At 66.7% G+C, this 16642-nt stretch carries 11 protein-coding genes; 7 read left to right on the top strand and 4 right to left on the bottom strand.

Annotated features, from left to right (window positions below):
- Window positions 1-6 precede the first annotated feature (6 nt).
- The 4 genes from carA (at window position 7) to AC0Z6F_RS04545 (ending at window position 5921) form a co-directional block, all read left to right on the top strand.
- Window positions 7-1134, top strand: coding sequence for a glutamine-hydrolyzing carbamoyl-phosphate synthase small subunit (gene carA, locus AC0Z6F_RS04530; protein ID WP_032969998.1), 1128 nt, complete (start codon window positions 7-9; stop codon window positions 1132-1134).
- Between the two features lie 149 nt (window positions 1135-1283).
- A complete protein-coding gene (gene carB, locus AC0Z6F_RS04535) occupies window positions 1284-4526 on the top strand; it encodes a carbamoyl-phosphate synthase large subunit (protein ID WP_012510928.1) in 3243 nt (1080 codons plus the stop codon).
- An 8-nt stretch (window positions 4527-4534) separates the two neighbouring features.
- Window positions 4535-4999, top strand: a complete 465-nt coding sequence (greA, locus tag AC0Z6F_RS04540) for a transcription elongation factor GreA (protein WP_174238326.1) — start codon at window positions 4535-4537, stop codon at window positions 4997-4999.
- Window positions 5000-5003: 4 nt separating this feature from the next.
- Window positions 5004-5921 (top strand): phosphoglycerate mutase, encoded by a 918-nt coding sequence (locus AC0Z6F_RS04545; protein WP_485616593.1) that lies wholly within the window; start codon window positions 5004-5006, stop codon window positions 5919-5921.
- Between the two features lie 109 nt (window positions 5922-6030).
- On the opposite strand, the gene AC0Z6F_RS04550 is transcribed toward AC0Z6F_RS04545, so the two are convergent.
- A complete protein-coding gene (locus tag AC0Z6F_RS04550) occupies window positions 6031-7047 on the bottom strand; it encodes a DUF1176 domain-containing protein (RefSeq protein WP_485616809.1) in 1017 nt (338 codons plus the stop codon).
- Between the two features lie 54 nt (window positions 7048-7101).
- A complete protein-coding gene (locus AC0Z6F_RS04555) occupies window positions 7102-8145 on the bottom strand; it encodes a DUF1176 domain-containing protein (RefSeq protein WP_485616592.1) in 1044 nt (347 codons plus the stop codon).
- A gap of 123 nt (window positions 8146-8268) precedes the next feature.
- Between AC0Z6F_RS04555 and recJ the strand changes: the two genes are divergently transcribed.
- Window positions 8269-10026: a single-stranded-DNA-specific exonuclease RecJ gene (gene recJ, locus AC0Z6F_RS04560; RefSeq protein ID WP_485616591.1), complete on the top strand. Its 1758-nt coding sequence runs from the start codon at window positions 8269-8271 to the stop codon at window positions 10024-10026.
- An 83-nt stretch (window positions 10027-10109) separates the two neighbouring features.
- Here recJ and AC0Z6F_RS04565 read toward each other — a convergent pair whose 3' ends face one another.
- Entirely contained in the window at window positions 10110-11159 is a 1050-nt protein-coding gene (locus AC0Z6F_RS04565; protein ID WP_485616590.1) for a DUF1176 domain-containing protein, read from the bottom strand.
- A gap of 131 nt (window positions 11160-11290) precedes the next feature.
- On the opposite strand from AC0Z6F_RS04565, the gene AC0Z6F_RS04570 reads away from it, so the two are divergent.
- Window positions 11291-14197, top strand: a complete 2907-nt coding sequence (locus AC0Z6F_RS04570) for a VIT domain-containing protein (protein ID WP_485616588.1) — start codon at window positions 11291-11293, stop codon at window positions 14195-14197.
- Window positions 14198-14316: 119 nt separating this feature from the next.
- On the opposite strand, the gene AC0Z6F_RS04575 is transcribed toward AC0Z6F_RS04570, so the two are convergent.
- The gene (locus AC0Z6F_RS04575; protein ID WP_485616587.1) at window positions 14317-15525 is read right to left on the bottom strand and encodes an acyltransferase family protein; all 1209 of its coding nucleotides are present in this window, start codon (window positions 15523-15525) and stop codon (window positions 14317-14319) included.
- Between the two features lie 134 nt (window positions 15526-15659).
- On the opposite strand from AC0Z6F_RS04575, the gene AC0Z6F_RS04580 reads away from it, so the two are divergent.
- Window positions 15660-16562, top strand: coding sequence for a LytTR family DNA-binding domain-containing protein (locus AC0Z6F_RS04580; RefSeq protein WP_485616586.1), 903 nt, complete (start codon window positions 15660-15662; stop codon window positions 16560-16562).
- Window positions 16563-16642: the final 80 nt, after the last annotated feature.

Genomic DNA, 16642 nt, shown 5'->3' on the forward strand with positions numbered 1-16642 from the left:
ATTCCCGTGACCCAAGCCGCAATCCTCGTCCTCGAAGACGGCACCGTATTCGAGGGCGAATCCGTAGGCGCGCCCGGCCTGTCCGTCGGTGAGGTGGTGTTCAACACCGCCATGACCGGCTACCAGGAAGTGCTGACCGACCCGTCCTACGCCCGGCAGATGGTCACGCTGACCTATCCGCACATCGGTAACACCGGCATGACCGACCAGGACGATGAAGCGTCCAAGGTGTGGTCGGCCGGCCTGATCGTGCGCGATGTTCCCCGCCGTCCCAGCAACTGGCGCAGCCAGGTGTCGCTTCAGGACTGGCTGATCCAGCGTGGCGTGGTCGCCATCGCCGGCATCGACACCCGCAAGCTGACCCGCATCCTGCGCGAGAAGGGCGCGCAGAACGGTGCGCTGATGGCCGGTGACATCGACGTGGAAAAGGCACTGGAAGCCGCCCGCAAGTTCCCGGGGCTGAAGGGCATGGATCTGGCCAAGGTCGTCACTACCGAGAAGACCTACGTCTGGACCGAGGGCCAGCTGGACCTGGATGCCAACGCCTTCGTCAGCGTGCCGGCCAAGCACAAGGTGGTGGCCTACGACTTTGGCGTGAAGACCAACATCCTGCGCATGCTGGCCGAGCGCGGCTGCGAGGTCACGGTGGTGCCGGCGCAGACCCCGGCCGCCGAAGTACTGGCGCTGAAGCCGGACGGCGTGTTCCTGTCCAACGGCCCGGGTGACCCGGAACCGTGCGACTACGCCATCGAAGCGATCAAGACCTTCATCGAACAGAAGATCCCGACCTTCGGCATCTGCCTGGGCCATCAGCTGCTGGGCCTGGCCTCGGGCGCGAAGACCATGAAGATGGGCCACGGCCACCACGGTGCCAACCACCCGGTGCAGGACCTGGACAGCGGCCGGGTGATGATCACCTCGCAGAACCACGGCTTCGCGATTGATGAAGCGACCCTGCCGCCGACCCTGCGCGTGACCCACCGCTCGCTGTTCGATGGCACCAACCAGGGTGTCGCCCGCACCGATGTGCCGGCGTTCTCGTTCCAGGGCCACCCGGAAGCCTCGCCGGGCCCGCACGATGTCGGTCCGCTGTTCGACCGTTTCGTGGTGCTGATGGAAGAAGCCAAGGCGTGATCAGTACGCCGCCGCCCCCCCGGCGGCGTCGCGATGGACCGTAAGCCCCCGCATCGCTGCTGCCCCTGGCGCGGCGCTGCGGATCAAGATTCCTGATCGACAGCGTGCGATCACCCCCCTTGTCACGCTGTACTGACTTAGAGAAGAAAATGCCCAAGCGCACTGACCTCAAGACCATCCTCATCATCGGTGCTGGCCCGATCGTCATCGGCCAGGCCTGCGAGTTCGACTACTCCGGCGCTCAGGCCTGCAAGGCCCTGCGTGACGAGGGTTACCGCGTGGTGCTGGTCAACAGCAACCCGGCCACGATCATGACCGACCCGGAGATGGCCGACGCCGTCTACATCGAGCCGATCAACTGGCAGACGGTCGAGAAGATCATCGCCAAGGAAAAGCCCGATGCGCTGCTGCCGACCATGGGTGGCCAGACCGCGCTGAACTGCGCGCTGGACCTGGCCGACAACGGCGTACTGGAGAAGTACAACGTTGAACTGATCGGCGCCAAGCGCGAAGCGATCCGGATGGCCGAAGACCGCGAGCTGTTCCGCGTCGCCATGGGTGAGATCGGCCTGGAATGCCCGACCGCCGCCGTCGCCCACACGCTGGACGAAGCGCTGGAGATCCAGACCCGCGTCGGCTACCCGACCATCATCCGCCCCAGCTTCACCCTGGGCGGCAGCGGTGGCGGCATCGCCTACAACCGCGAAGAACTGGTCGACATCGTCAGCCGTGGCCTGGAGCTGTCGCCGACCACCGAAGTGCTGGTGGAAGAGTCGGTGCTGGGCTGGAAGGAATTCGAAATGGAAGTGGTCCGCGATACGGCGGACAACTGCATCATCGTCTGCTCGATCGAGAACCTGGACCCGATGGGCGTGCACACCGGTGACTCGATCACCGTGGCCCCGGCGCAGACCTTGACCGACAAGGAATACCAGCGCCTGCGCGATGCCTCCATCGCCGTGCTGCGCAAGATCGGCGTGGATACCGGTGGCTCGAACGTGCAGTTCGGCATCAACCCGGACACCGGCCGCGTGGTGGTGATCGAGATGAACCCGCGCGTGTCGCGTTCCTCGGCGCTGGCTTCCAAGGCCACCGGCTTCCCGATCGCCAAGGTCGCTGCCAAGCTGGCCGTCGGCTACACCCTGGACGAACTGAAGAACGAGATCACCGGCGGCCTGACCCCGGCCTCTTTCGAACCGTCCATCGATTACGTCGTCACCAAGATCCCGCGCTTCGCCTTCGAGAAGTTCCCGGCCGCCGATGCGCGCTTGACCACCCAGATGAAGTCGGTGGGTGAGGTGATGGCGATGGGCCGCACCTTCCAGGAATCGATGCAGAAGGCACTGCGCGGCCTGGAGACCGGCAAGGTCGGCTTCGACCCGACCGGCCTGGACCTGACCAATGAAGACGATCTGCAGACCCTGCGCCGCGAGCTGAAGGCACCGGGCCCGGAGCGCCTGTTCTTCGTCGCCGACGCATTCCGTGCCGGCATGAGCGTGGAGGACATCTTCAAGCTGTCCTACATCGATCCGTGGTTCCTGGACCAGATCGAAGAGATCATCGCCGCTGAAGCTGCTGTCGCCGCCGACGGCATTGATGCGCTGGACGCTGCACGCCTGCGCAAGCTGAAGCGTTCCGGTTTCTCCGATGCGCGCCTGGCGCAGCTGACCGGCACCAACGAAGCGGCCATCCGCGCGCTGCGCCGTGCGCACAAGGTGCGCCCGGTCTACAAGCGCGTTGACTCCTGCGCCGGTGAATTCTCCACCGGTACCGCCTACCTGTACTCGACCTACGAGGACGAGTGCGAGGCCGCGCCGAGCAACCGCGACAAGATCATGATCCTGGGCGGTGGCCCGAACCGCATCGGCCAGGGCATCGAGTTCGACTACTGCTGCGTGCACGCGGCACTGGCGCTGCGCGAGGATGGTTATGAAACCATCATGGTCAACTGCAACCCGGAAACCGTGTCGACCGACTACGACACCTCCGACCGCCTGTACTTCGAACCGCTGACCCTGGAAGACGTGCTGGAAATCGTCGAACTGGAACAGCCCAAGGGCGTGATCGTGCAGTACGGTGGCCAGACCCCGCTGAAGCTGGCGCGGGCGCTGGAAGCCAACGGCGTGCCGGTGATCGGTACCAGCCCTGATTCCATCGACCTGGCCGAAGACCGCGAGCGCTTCCAGCAGCTGGTCGACAACCTGGGCCTGAAGCAGCCGCCGAACCGCATCGCACGCAACGACCAGGAAGCCCTGCTGCTGGCGCGCGAGATCGGCTACCCGCTGGTGGTGCGCCCGAGCTACGTGCTGGGCGGCCGCGCCATGGAAATCGTCTACGGCGAATCCGACCTGGCCCGCTACGTGCGCGACGCGGTGAAGGTGTCCAACGATTCGCCGGTGCTGCTGGACCGCTTCCTCGACAACGCCGTGGAAGTGGATGTGGACATCATTGCCGATGCACAGGGCAACGTGCTGATCGGCGGCGTGATGGAGCACATCGAAGAAGCCGGCGTGCATTCGGGCGATTCCTCCTGCTCGCTGCCGCCGTACTCGCTGTCCGCCGCCACCCAGGCCGAGCTGCGCCGCCAGGTGGTGGAGCTGGCCAAGGCCCTGAACGTGGTCGGCCTGATGAACACCCAGTTCGCGATCCAGACCAGCGACGAGGGTGATGACACCATCTACCTGCTGGAAGTGAACCCGCGTGCCTCGCGCACCGTGCCGTTCGTGTCCAAGGCCACCGGCATGCCGCTGGCCAAGATCGCTGCCCGCTGCATGGCCGGAAAGACCCTGGCCGAGCAGGGCGCGACCAAGGAAATCGTGCCGGATTACTACTCGGTGAAGGAAGCGATCTTCCCGTTCGCCAAGTTCCAGGGCGTCGATCCGATCCTCGGGCCGGAAATGCGCTCCACCGGTGAGGTGATGGGCGTAGGCCGTACCTTCAACGCCGCCTTCGCGCGTGCGCAGGAGGCGGGCGGCATCAAGGCACCGCCGGTCGGCAAGGCCTTCGTGTCGGTGCGTGATCCGGACAAGAAGCGCGTACTGCCGGTGGCCAAGGCACTGCTGGCACGTGGCTACAGCCTGGTTGCCACCCGTGGCACCGCCGCGTGGCTGCAGCAGCACGGCATGGACTGCGAGATCATCAACAAGGTGGTCGAAGGCCGTCCGCACATCGTCGACTCGATCAAGAACGGCGAGATCGTCTACATCGTCAACACGACCGAAGGTCGTTCGGCGATCAACGACTCGTTCTCGATCCGTCGCGAGGCGCTGCAGCACCGCGTCACCTACTCGACCACCATTGCCGGCGCCAAGGCGCTGGTGGATTCACTGGAATTCCGCGGCACCGGCCCTGTCTGGTCGCTGCAGGAGCTGCACAAGGAGTTGAATGCATGAGAGCCCCCATCACCATGAAGGGCGCGCAGAAGCTGCGCGACGAACTGGATCACCTGAAGTCGGTCAAGCGCCCGAAGGTGATCGCCGCGATCGCCGAAGCGCGTGAACATGGCGACCTGAAGGAGAACGCCGAGTACCACGCCGCGCGCGAGGAACAGGGCTTCATCGAAGGCCGCATCAAGCAGCTGGAAGGAGAGCTGTCGCATGCCGAGATCATCGACGTGAGCAAGCTCAATGCCGGCTCCAAGGTGGTGTTCGGTGCCAGCGTGACCCTGGCCGACGTGGAAACCGACGAAGAACGGAAGTACCAGATCGTTGGCGACCTCGAGGCGGACATCAAGCAGGGCCTGATCGCGATTTCCTCGCCGGTGGCGCGCGCGATGATCGGCAAGCTGGAAGGCGATTCGATCGTGATCGACGCCCCGGCAGGCCAGCGCGAGTACGAGATCGTCAGCGTCAGCTACCTGGACTGACCGCGTGGCGACGGCGACCCTGCTGTTGCCCGCGCGCAGCCGCTTTGCCGCGGCTGCGCTGCCCGATGATGTGGCCCGTGCCCTGGGCCGCGCCAACGCCTCGCAGCATGAGGCGGGCGAGCGTGCGCAGCTGACGCGCCATTTCACGGTCGCCGCGCCGCACTGGCCGGTGGCCGCGTTGACCCGCCAGCGTGACGTCGGCGATGCCGCCGGCGCGAGCTGGCTGCGGGCCGATCCGGCCTGCATGGTGCCGGACATGCACGGTGCGCGGATGATGGCCTATGGCGAAACGCTGCGGCCGACGCTGGCTGACTGCCTGGCACTGCTGCCGGTACTGCAGCCGTTGTTCGCCGACGCCGGGTTCGCGCTGGATGCACCGGACCCTTCGCGCTGGTACCTGCGGCTTCCGATCGACAGCGAACTGCCGGACTTCGACAGTCCGGACGAGGTGCTCGGCGATGACCTGTTCGCGCACCTGCCCGAAGGCGAGGTCGGCCGCCGCTGGCGTGCCTTGATGACCGAGGCACAGGTGCTGCTGCACAACCATTCCTGGAACCAGCAGCGCGCCGCGCAGGGACAACAGCCGATCAATTCGCTGTGGTTCTGGGGCGGCGGCGTGATGCCGGTGTCGGTCAACACACCGCACGCGCAGGTGCGCAGCCGCGATGCATTGCTGCAGGGTCTTGCGCTGGCAGCGGGTGTAGCGGCGGATGGCGATCAGTCCGTGGATGCGCTGGTCGATCTGCGCCAGCTGCGTTCTTTGCAGCAGCTCGGCAATGATGCGATCCGGCCGCTGCTGGCCGCGTTGAAGCGCGGCGAGCTGCAGCGGCTGGTACTGGATTTCGAGGATGGTCGGCAGTTCCAGCTGGATCGTGGCCAGCGCTGGCAGTTCTGGAAGAAGCCGCGCCAGCTTCACGATTGATCGGGGTCGGATCCGTTTTCCATGGGAAAACGGCTCTGACCCCCGATGTTTGCCGGGGTTGCCGGCCAGCGGCCGGCACTACCGCAGGTAACGGGCGAAGGCGGATGCCCTACCGGAATTCAGTGATATAGGTCGGCAGTCGCCAAGTGGAAGCTCCTGTGCCAGTGCAGGTGCCACCAACGTACTCCATGCTCAGCTGCATCCGCTGGCCATCCCATGCCCAGTAGCGCCCCGTTCCGCAGCGATCCCGGTCGGCCTCCACGGTCTCTTCAACGAACATCAGCTCCTCCGAGTACGGGAACAGTGCGCCCTGGGTAATGAAAACGGGATTGAACGGCGCCTGGTCGTTGATCGCCCATGTACCCCCCGGCACATTGAACCCCGGAATGTGGCAGACAACGGAGGCCAGTACGTGATGGTCGTCCAGGCGCTGGATGGCGACGTAGGGTGCGCTGGTCTGTGGTACATCCGCAGCGCACGCCCAGTCCGCCTTGTTGCCGGGCCGAAGCAGCCGGCGCAGGTCCTCGCGTTCGCCCAGGCGCGCATCCTCCTCACGCGGAGGCACCCGCTTGGATGGCATGGCCAGCACCGGCTTCGGCAGAGCGGGCGGCACGCTCGACTCCGGTCGGCTTCCGCGTTGCACCAGTGCACCGGGCGTATCCAGACGCTGCTGGATCTGATCCATCTTCAGCATCAGTGCGGCTGCGCCGGATGCAGACAGCGACCATGTCTGCCCCCTGCCATCGGTGATGCTGATGCGGGATTGCCTGATGAGGGCGGTGTTGAACGCCTGCACTTGAGCCAGGGTGAGCTTTGCATGCTCCGTGGCTGACTCAAGTGCCCCGATGCTGCCCACGCGTTTTCCGTCCAGCTGCAGGTGCAGTGCGCCAACAGGAGACTGCGCTTGTGCCTCGGGGTCGTCAGCGTCGTCGCGGGCGAGTACCAGCCGAATCTCCACCGCTTCCCCGGGTCCGCCATTGCGCTCGATCAGTGCGGCCAGTCTCAGCGGTGCGGAGGCGCCGACACCGGCGATACGGCAGGCACGCGTGTTGTCGCACACCATGAACCAGTCGCCCTCGGCGAACGATGCACCAACCGGAGCCGTGGCCCAGGCGGACGAAGACATCGCCAGCAATCCCAGCAGGAACAGCGGCAGTTGCGGCAGAGCAGGGGAGTGCATTCAACGAACCTCGCTGACCAGGGTCGGCAGCATCCAGTGACCGCCCGGCATGCCACGGCACAGCCCGGTGCTGAAAGCACTGCTTGGCTGGAATCGGCGGCCATCCCATGTCCAGTCCGAGCCGGAGACGCAGTCGCCGATGCCTCTGCCTTTGGAGCGTGCGTACAGCGTGCGCTCGAAGTGCGAAAAACCCTCCGCTTCGAGCGTAACCGTCTGCGGGGCGAACGGAGGGCGATCACGCGCGATCCAGAAACCATTGCTGTAGTTGTATGCACCCATCTGGCACAGCGCCTGCACCAGTACATGGCTGTCGTCCAGCCGCTCGATCACCATTTCCGGGGTGCCCTTGTACTCGATCAGACGCGGACAGTCGTCACCGTCGTCGAGCGTGGCAATCAGCGCGTCGCGCAGCGCTTCGCTGCTACCCAGTGTGTTGTCTCCGGGGCGAGTAGCCGCCAGCGTGGCACGCATGATCACGGGTCTGGTCTGCGCAGCCGGCACACTCGCTTCAGCACGCGTGCCACGCCGTACCAGGGCGCCGGGCGTGCCAAGGCGCCCTTGTGCTTCGTCCATCTTCAACAGCACGGCGGCGGCACCACGATCGGAGATCGGCCAGCGCGTGGCCCTGCTGTCGATCACCTCGATGCGCGCCTGGCCGGGCAGAGCGGCGAGCAGCGCACCAACCTGCGCCGGCCGCAGCGTCACGGATTCGTCGGCACCGGTGTCCTGCACGGGCCCCAGATCACGGCCGTTCACCTGCAGGCGCATCGCGCCTTCGGGCATTGCACTTTCGCCATCCTCGCCCACCCGCAGTCGCGCCTTCACGGTTGTGCCGGGGCCGCCGGCTCGTTCCAGCATCAGGCCCAGCGAGCTGTCTGCGCTCTCCGGACCATAACCGGCGGCGCGGCAGGTGCCGGTGTTGTCGCAGGCCAGGAACCAGTCGTGATGCACGAACTCGATGCCGGGTTCCAGTGGCGTGTTTCCGGCATGGCCGGCGAGCGGAAGCAACAGGCCGACAATCAGTGCGGACAGCAGGCGGTACATGGCGAATTCCGTTTCAGAAGTGGACAAGCATGGGCGATCACCACGCCTGCGCCAAGCCCGGGGGAGAGCCTGGCAAGCCGAGCGGGGTATCATGCGCGGGTCTTCCGTAACCCGGCGATGCCGATGTCCCTTGCCGCCGATGCCGTGCAGCCCTCCTCTGATACGCCGACGATCCGCCGCCGCGATGCGGTCGCGCCCGCTAACTGGCCGGAGGGCACGCTGCCACTGCTGGCGCGGCTCTACGCCAGTCGCGGTGCCGATACCCCGGAGCTGGCGCTGCCGAAGCTGGGCAGCCTGCATGCGCCTGAACTGCTGACCGGCATCGACGATGCGGTGGGCCTGTTGGTCGAGGCCATCGCCAACGACAAGCGCATCCTGGTGGTCGGCGATTTCGACTGCGATGGCGCTACCGCCTGTGCGGTCGGCGTGCGTGGCCTGCGCATGCTCGGCGCACAGCACGTCTTGCACGCGGTACCGAACCGCATGGTGCACGGCTACGGCCTGTCGCCGTCACTGGTGGAGGAGCTGGCCGAGCTGCAGCCGGACCTGCTGGTCACGGTCGACCACGGCATTGCCTGCCACGCGGGTGTGACTGCGGCCAAGGCCCGTGGTTGGCAGGTGCTGGTCACCGACCACCATCTGCCCGGCCCGCAGCTGCCACCGGCAGACGTGATCGTTGATCCGAATCTGGATGGCGATGCGTTCCCCAGCAAATCGCTGGCCGGCGTCGGCGTGATCTTCTATGTGCTGATGGCGTTGCGTCGGCAGATGCGCGAGGCCGGCGTCTTCGCCGATGGCAAGGGCCCGGACCTGACCACACTGCTTGACCTGGTGGCGGTCGGTACCGTCGCCGACCTGGTAGCGCTGGATCCGAACAACCGTGCGCTGGTCAGCGCGGGCCTGCGCCGTCTGCGCGCGGGGCAGGGCTGTGTCGGCCTGCGTGCGCTGATCGAAGCCAGCGGCCGTGATGCCGCGCGACTGACCGCCACTGACATCGGCTTCGCGCTCGGCCCGCGCCTGAACGCTGCGGGTCGGCTGGAGGACATGGCGCTGGGCATCGCGCTGCTGCTGACCGAGGACCCGCGCCAGGCGCGCGAGATCGCGCAGACGCTGGAGCAGATCAATTCGGAACGGCGCGCCGTGCAGCAGTCGATGACTGACGACGCCGAGCAGGCGTTGACCCGCGTGGTGCTGGACATGGCCGGCCAGCGACCGGTGGCGGCCTGCCTGTTTGACGCCGATTGGCACCCGGGCGTGGTCGGTCTGGTCGCGTCGAAGATGAAGGATCGCCTGCATCGCCCGGTGATCGCCTTCGCGCCTGCAGAACCCGGTGCCGACACGCTGCGCGGTTCGGCGCGCTCGATTCCCGGCCTGCACATCCGTGACGCACTGGCGCTGGTCGATGCGCGACATCCGGGTCTGATCGAACGCTTCGGTGGGCATGCCATGGCGGCTGGATTGAGCATGCGGCTGGATCACGTCGATGACTTCAAGGCCGCCTTCGTCGCCGTGGTGCTGGAAATGCTCGACCCGGCGGCACTGCAGCAGCAGGTGCTGAGCGATGGCGAACTGGCCGCAGATGAGCTGGATCATCGCCACGCCGATGCGCTGCGCCTTGCCGGACCGTGGGGCCAGGGCTTCCCCGAGCCGCTGTTCGACGGCCACTTCGAAGTGGCCAACTGGCGTGTGCTGAAGGAACGCCACCTCAAGCTGGAACTGCGCCTGCCAGGCGTACCCGGCACGATCAACGCGATCCATTTCGGCGGCTGGCACGGTAACGCACCCGGCCGTCATGTGCATCTGGCCTATCGACTGGCCTGCGATGACTATCGTGGCGGCAGCGCCATCCAGTTGATCGTCGAGCACTGCCTGCCTGCATGAAAAAAGGGGACGGAGGGGATTAAGTCGCTTGTGCCTTGTTTGCCACTTGCGACTTAATCCCCTCCGTCCCCTTTTCTGTGGCGTCAGCGGACCTCGCTGACCAGCGTCGGCAATTCCCAGGTGCCACCGGGCACGCCCCGGCATAGCCCAGGTGCCACCTCGGACGTCGCGATGAAGTTCGTCCCGTCCCACGTCCAGGCTGCGTGCGACATGCAGTCAGCGAGGCCGCGGCCCTTCTGCGCGGCAATGATCTGGCCGTCGGCGTAGTCGATCGCATCGCTGGTCACCCATTGCGCCTGGAACGGCGCCTGCGGGCGGGCGATCCAGTAGCCATCGCCGATGTTGTAGGCCCCGCGCCAACACGGGACAGTGACCAGCACATGCTGCGCGTCCAGGCGCTGGACCTGCAGCGGGGAGTTGCTGAGCGGAACGTCGGCGTCGGTTTCCTGCAGGCCTTCGCATCTATCGTCCTCCAGCGTGGCACGCAGTGCCGCGCGCAGGGCGGGTGAGGCGGCCAGCCGAGCAAACGCAGGATCATCCGGAGTCGAGTCCAGGGTAGCGGCCTTGCGTACAACCGGCACCGGAAGTGCGGTGGGAACGCCGGACTCAGGCGTGCTGCCCCTGCGCATCACGGCGCCGGGCGTGCCGAGGCGGCCCTGGTATTCATCGATCTTCAGCAGCACCGCTGCGGCACCCTTGTCCGACAGCGGCCAGCGATGGCCAGCGCCATCGGTCACGCTGATTCCACCGTCGCGCACCAATGCGGACAGCACCGCGCTGGTCTGTGCGGCATTCAAGCTGTGCGTGCCTTCGCCCTTCACGGGAACCAGTACGCCCAGGTCCTGGCGCTGGATGCGCAGATGCAGCGCGCCCTTGGGCTGGGTTTGGCCTTCTTCCGGCTGCAGCGACAGGCGGCCCTGGATGGCCTGGCCCGGGCCGCCCTTGCGGGTGAGCAGCACACTCAGGGTGCTGTCATCATCGGCGGCGTAGCCGGCGGCGCGGCAGGTCAAGGTGTTGTCACAGGCCACGACCCAGTCGTGGTGCTGGAAATACAGGCTCTTGGCCGGAGCCGCAGCAAGGGCGGTCAGGGGGCAGGCCAGTGCCAACAGAGTGGCCAGCAGGGGCAATCGCATCGGCATCCTTGCGCGTGTGGGAGCGTGGGGAATGGTGCCTGTGGGTGGGGGCAAAGAAAAGCCGCGCACGGTCCAACCCCATTCCGGCTGTCCGTGCGTTCAAATGTCCACGATCCCACTGGAGCCCTGTCATGGTCTTCGTCCGTTGCTGCGCTGTGTTGTTGCTGGCCCTCGCGGCTGGGCCTGTCGGCGCTCAGTCGCCACGTATTGCCAGGCCGCAAGCCACCACCCCGCTGTTGATTGCGCCCGCCGCCGAACAGCCGGTGCAGCTGCAGCGTGCCCGTATCGAAGGCGAGGTCCAGGCCGGCATCGCCCAGACCAGGATCACCCTCGAATTCCACAACCCGAACCGGCGCGTGCTGGAGGGTGAGCTGCAGTTCCCGCTGGCCGATGGTCAGCAGATCAGCGGCTTTGCACTGGACATCAACGGCGAGTTGCGTGACGCGGTGCCGGTGCCCAAGGACCGCGGCCGCCAGGTATTCGAGGAAATCGCCCGCCGCGGTGTCGACCCGGGCCTGCTGGAACAGACTGCCGGCAACCAGTTCCGCCTGCGTATCTATCCGCTGCCGGCCGGTGGCAGCCGACGCGTGCAGCTGGTGATTCGCGAACCGCTGGCCTTCGCCGGCCAGGGCTGGCAGTGGACGCTGCCGCTGCAGTTCGCCGCTGGCGCTGCATCGGTTGAGCTGAAGCTGCAGGCGCCGGAAGCGGCCACCGCAGGTACGGCTCCGTTCCGCATCAACGCGGGCCAGCTGCACTGGCAGGGCAGGGGCGCGCAGTTGCCGACGCAGCTGCAGTGGAGCCTGCCGGCGGCACGCCAGGCACAGGTGCAGGTGGCGCCCTGGCAGGACGGGCACTACCTGTTGGCGCAGCTGCCGGTGTCGCCCAGCAGCACGCCCCGCACGTTGCCCAGCGAAATCGGCCTGCTGTGGGACGGCTCCGGTTCGGCGGGCCAGCGCGATCGCACACGTGAGTTCGCGCTGCTGGATCGCTACTTCGCAGCGATGGGTGACGGCACCGTGGCGTTGACCGTGCTGCGTGACCGTGCCGAACCGATGCGTCGCTTCCGTGTCCGTGCAGGCAACTGGAGCGAGCTGCGCGCAGCGCTGCAGGCCGTACGCCCGGACGGTGCCAGCGCGCTGGCGCAATGGCAGCCACAGCCAAGCGTGAAGGAGTACCTGCTGGTCAGCGATGGCCTGCTGACCTATGGACCGGAAGCATTGCCAGCACTCGCACCGCAGCAGCGCCTGTTCGCGGTCAGCAGTGCTGGTGCGCGAACCGATGCAGTGCGCCTGCGCGGCTGGAGCGAAGCCCATGGCGGACGCTTCGTCGCGCTGGGCAAGGATGTTGACGCGGCTGCGCGGGAGCTGCTGTCGTCGCCGTTGGACGTACAGGTGGATGCGGGCCGTGGCGTACAGGATGTTGTGATCGATCGTCGCAGCGAGGCCGAAGGCTGGCTATGGCTGCATGCCCGCCTTGCGGCGGACGGCGTGCCGATGCGGGTGCGCGTGGGCGGCGGTGAATGGCAGGCGCTGCCGGCAACGCAGAAGAGTGACGACGGTGAGCTGCTGGCCGGCTTGTGGGCGCAGGCCCGTCTGCAGCAACTCGGCGCCGACCGCCGAGGCAATCGCGAGGCAATGCAACTGCTGTCGCAGCAGTTCGGCCTGGTCGGACCGGACACCTCGCTGATCGTGCTGGAGACCCTGGAGGACTACCTGCGCTACGCGATCCGCCCGTCCGGCAAGCTGCGTGCCGAGTACGATGCCCGCTTCGCACGGCAGGTGAGCGATCGCGCCGCTGCCGATCGCCAGCGCCTGGACCAGGTTGCCGCACGTTGGAAGGAACGCCAGCAGTGGTGGAACCGAAGCTGGCCGAAGGGAGCGCCTCCGCAGTTGAAGGGCGGGGCGCTGGAAGTTGCATCCGCGGACTACGCGATGGACTCGGCGCCGGTGGCGATGCTCGCTGCGCCGGCCCCCGCGGCACCGCTCGCGCCGGCACCGATGGCCGCCGCCGAGCAACGCATGGAAGCCAGCAGCGCGCGTGCACGTCGCTCAGCCTCCGCATCGAACAAAGCGCTGGATGTGGTCGCGCTCACCGGCAGCGTTGTCGCTGCATCCGCCGCCAACAATGGGGAGCTCGGCATCCAGCTGGCGGCGTGGCAGCCGGACTCGGCCATCGCCCGGCGACTGCGCCAGGGCCCGGCGTCGCAACTGTATGACCGCTACCTGGCCGAGCGTGACGCACATGCCGACAGCAGCGCGTTCTTCCTCGATGTGGCCGATCTGTTGCTGGAGCAGGGCCAGCGCGAACTGGCACTGCGTGTGCTGTCCAACCTGGCCGAGATGGACCTGGACAACCGCCACCTGCTGCGTGTGCTCGGCTACCGGCTGATGCAGGCCGATGCGCCGGCACTGGCGGTTCCGGTGTTCGAGCAGGTGCTGGCGATGGGCCAGGAAGAACCGCAGAGCTTCCGCGATCTTGGCCTGGCACTGGCGGCTGCGGGCAAGCCGCAGCAGGCGTTGGCGCCGCTGTATCAGGTGGTGGTGCGGCCGTGGGACAACCGCTTCGACGGCATCGCCCTGATCGCATTGGACGAGTTGACCAACCTGGTGGCAGGCAGCACGACACGGCTGGATACCCGCAGCATCGACCCGCGCCTGTTGCAGGCGATGCCGCTGGACCTGCGCGTGGTGCTGTCGTGGGATGCCGACAACAGCGACATGGACCTGTGGGTGACCGACCCGAACGGCGAGCGCGCGTACTACGGCAACCGCCTGACCTATCAGGGTGGGCAGATGTCGCAGGACTTCACTGGTGGCTATGGTCCCGAGCAGTTCTCGCTGCGCAACGCCAAGCCGGGCAAGTACAAGGTGGAGGCCAACTACTTCGGCAGCCGCCAGCAGCTGGTGACCGGTGCGACGACGCTGATGCTGCGGCTGACCACCCATTGGGGCACGCCGAAGCAGAAGGACCAGATGGTGACGATGCGGCTGAAGGATCGTGCCGAGACCGTGCTGGTAGGCGAGTTCGAGGTGAAATGATCGATTCCGGGCTTTTGTAGAGTCGAGCTTGCTCGACTGCCTCAAGGTAGAGCCGAGCCTATGCTCGGTTCACGGCAGAAGCAGCCGAGTGTGGGCTCGGCTCTACAACGGCACCGAACTCAGCGCGCCGTTGCGGCGCGTGCAATCGGCGACGCTGGCGGATCGGCACGGAGGCCGAACAGCGGGCGCAGCCAGCGCACACGTCGGATCAGCAGCTCGTGGATCAGCAGACAGGCGCTTATTGTGCCAGCCACCAGTAGTGCAGGTTCCAGCCACGGGCCCAGCTGCAGCGGGCGCAGCGCGTACAGCAGAACGATCAGCACAGTCTGATGCAGGATGTACCAACTGAACACAGCTTCGCGGCAGTAGTTCAGACCGTGCCAGGGACGGTCCAGCAGCACGCGCGCCCAGCCGAACAGGGTCAGCAGCATGCACCACGTATACAACGCGCGGCCGACGCGTTCGGTCTGGGCCCACGGCAGTGCCAGCACCCACGCATCCAGATCGCCCACATGCGGCAGGCGGGCCAGTGCGCGGATGCCCAGCTCCAGGCAGAGCCCCAACGCCGCCAGGGTCAGGGTCACGCGACGCCCGCGCACCAGCAGATCCCAGCCGCGCTGCCAGCGTGCCGCCAGGAAGCCGGCCAAGAACAGCGGCAGCGATTCGGCGTGCACGTACATGTCGTCCAGTAAGGCGTGGGTGGGTGGCCAGCGAGGCATCAGCACCAGCAGTGCCCAGGTCAGCCACGCTACCGGCAGCACCAGCAGCAGGGTCCCGAGCAGGCGATCACCGGGTTGCCAGCGCGGCAGCGCCCTGCGCAATGGTCGGAGCAGGCTGGCCAGCACGACTGCCAGTACGGTGTAGGGCAGAAGGTAGGCCAGGTACCAGAGATGATTCCAGGTGAAGCCGTAGGCGGCACCACTGAAGTGCGCGCCCGGCCACGGCCGGAACTGCCAGTAGCGCCACAGGAAATGGCCCAGCCCCGGTGCCACGTCACCCTTGTCCAAGGCCTCGCAGTAGGCCTGCAGGGACACCGCCGCGACGATACCGAAGACCAGGGGCAGCAGCAGGCGCCAGCTACGGCGGAGCGTGTGCTGCAGTCGCCCGTGGTCTGGCAGGGAAAGGCCCAAGGCGATACCACTGATGGCAAACAGCAGCGGCATACGCCAGCGGTTCAGCGCGATCATCGGCCACTGCAGCCATTCGGCGGTGTAGGCGCTCTTGAGGTGGAAGTCCCAGCCGGCCACATAGGCCATGGCGGCGTGGTAGAGGATCAGCAACGCGAAGGCGGCGATGCGCAGGGTGTCCAGATCGTGGCGACGGTGCATGGCGATGGGCGTCAGGAGGATGCTTCACCTTCCGCCGCAAGGCTCAGTGTCGCCAGCGGATAGGGTGCAATGGCAGCCTTGCAGGGTCCAATGGAGGGGTTATTGGGACCAATGGCCGATGCGGAAAGGGTCGGATGGGCAACAATGGCGGCATGGAAAATGGAGATCCGGCGGTCGATCCCGCCCTTGTTGCAGATCGTCCCAACCGCGCGGGCATGGCTGCAGTGTTCTGGTCGCTGCTGTTCCTGTGTACCGCTGCGGGCAATGTGCTGGCGCAGTGGATGCGGGCATTGCGGGACGCCCAGCCATTCCCGGGCCTTGCGGCTTCGATCGAGGAGTTCAGCAGTGCGCTTGCCAGCCTGGGCCTGCTGGCACTTCTGCATGCCGCCGCTCACCGGTGGCCGTTGCATGCAGACACCTGGCGGCGCCGGATCGGCTTCTACGTGCTGGGTGGCGTTGCCTGGTGGCTGTTGCATGTCAGTGCCATGGTGCTGATGCGCAAGCTGGCCTTCGCCCTGATTGGCCAGCACTACACCTATGGCGCCTGGCCGGCGCAGTGGTTCTACGAGTTCTTCAAGGACGTGCAGACCTACAGCCTGCTGGTGATTGCCGTGCACGCCGTGGCCTGGTTCGGCCGCCAGCGGCAGGGTGAAGCGCACCTGCTGACCGAGCCCGACGTCGGCCCGCCGGTGGAGCCGGTCGAGCGCCCCCAGCATTTCCTGGTTCGCAAGCTGGGCAAGGAATTCCTGGTGGCCACCGCGGACGTGGAGTACGCCCAGGCGGCGGGGAACTACGTGAACCTGCGGGTACGCGGCCACGACTACCCGCTGCGGATCACCATGGCGGTACTGGAACAGCGGCTGGACCCGGGCGAGTTCCTGCGTCCGCACCGCAGCTGGCTGATCCACCGTAGCCAGTTGCGCTCGATTGAGCCGCTGGACGGCGGCGAGGCCCTGCTGCATATGGCCGATGGGGCCAAAGTGCCCTGCAGCCGGCGCCAGCTGCCAGTGCTGCGGCAGGCGCTGGGCGGGGGGTAGAGTCGACTGTCAGTCGACCTGCGCGCGCAGCGCGGGCTTCACCACAACCTGAACGGAGAGCAGTCGACTGGCAGTCGACT

It is taken from the genome of Stenotrophomonas sp. 1L-E-5-B-C3 (genome assembly GCF_057292075.1).

Coding starts and splice junctions, on each gene's coding strand:
- carB (WP_012510928.1), top strand. CDS start 1,284: ATGCCCAAGCGCACTGACCTCAAGACCATCCTCATCATCGGTGCTGGC.
- AC0Z6F_RS04550 (WP_485616809.1), bottom strand. CDS start 7,047: ATGTCTTCGTCCGCCTGGGCCACGGCTCCGGTTGGTGCATCGTTCGCC.
- AC0Z6F_RS04555 (WP_485616592.1), bottom strand. CDS start 8,145: ATGTACCGCCTGCTGTCCGCACTGATTGTCGGCCTGTTGCTTCCGCTC.
- recJ (WP_485616591.1), top strand. CDS start 8,269: ATGTCCCTTGCCGCCGATGCCGTGCAGCCCTCCTCTGATACGCCGACG.
- AC0Z6F_RS04565 (WP_485616590.1), bottom strand. CDS start 11,159: ATGCGATTGCCCCTGCTGGCCACTCTGTTGGCACTGGCCTGCCCCCTG.
- AC0Z6F_RS04570 (WP_485616588.1), top strand. CDS start 11,291: ATGGTCTTCGTCCGTTGCTGCGCTGTGTTGTTGCTGGCCCTCGCGGCT.
- AC0Z6F_RS04575 (WP_485616587.1), bottom strand. CDS start 15,525: ATGCACCGTCGCCACGATCTGGACACCCTGCGCATCGCCGCCTTCGCG.
- AC0Z6F_RS04580 (WP_485616586.1), top strand. CDS start 15,660: ATGGGCAACAATGGCGGCATGGAAAATGGAGATCCGGCGGTCGATCCC.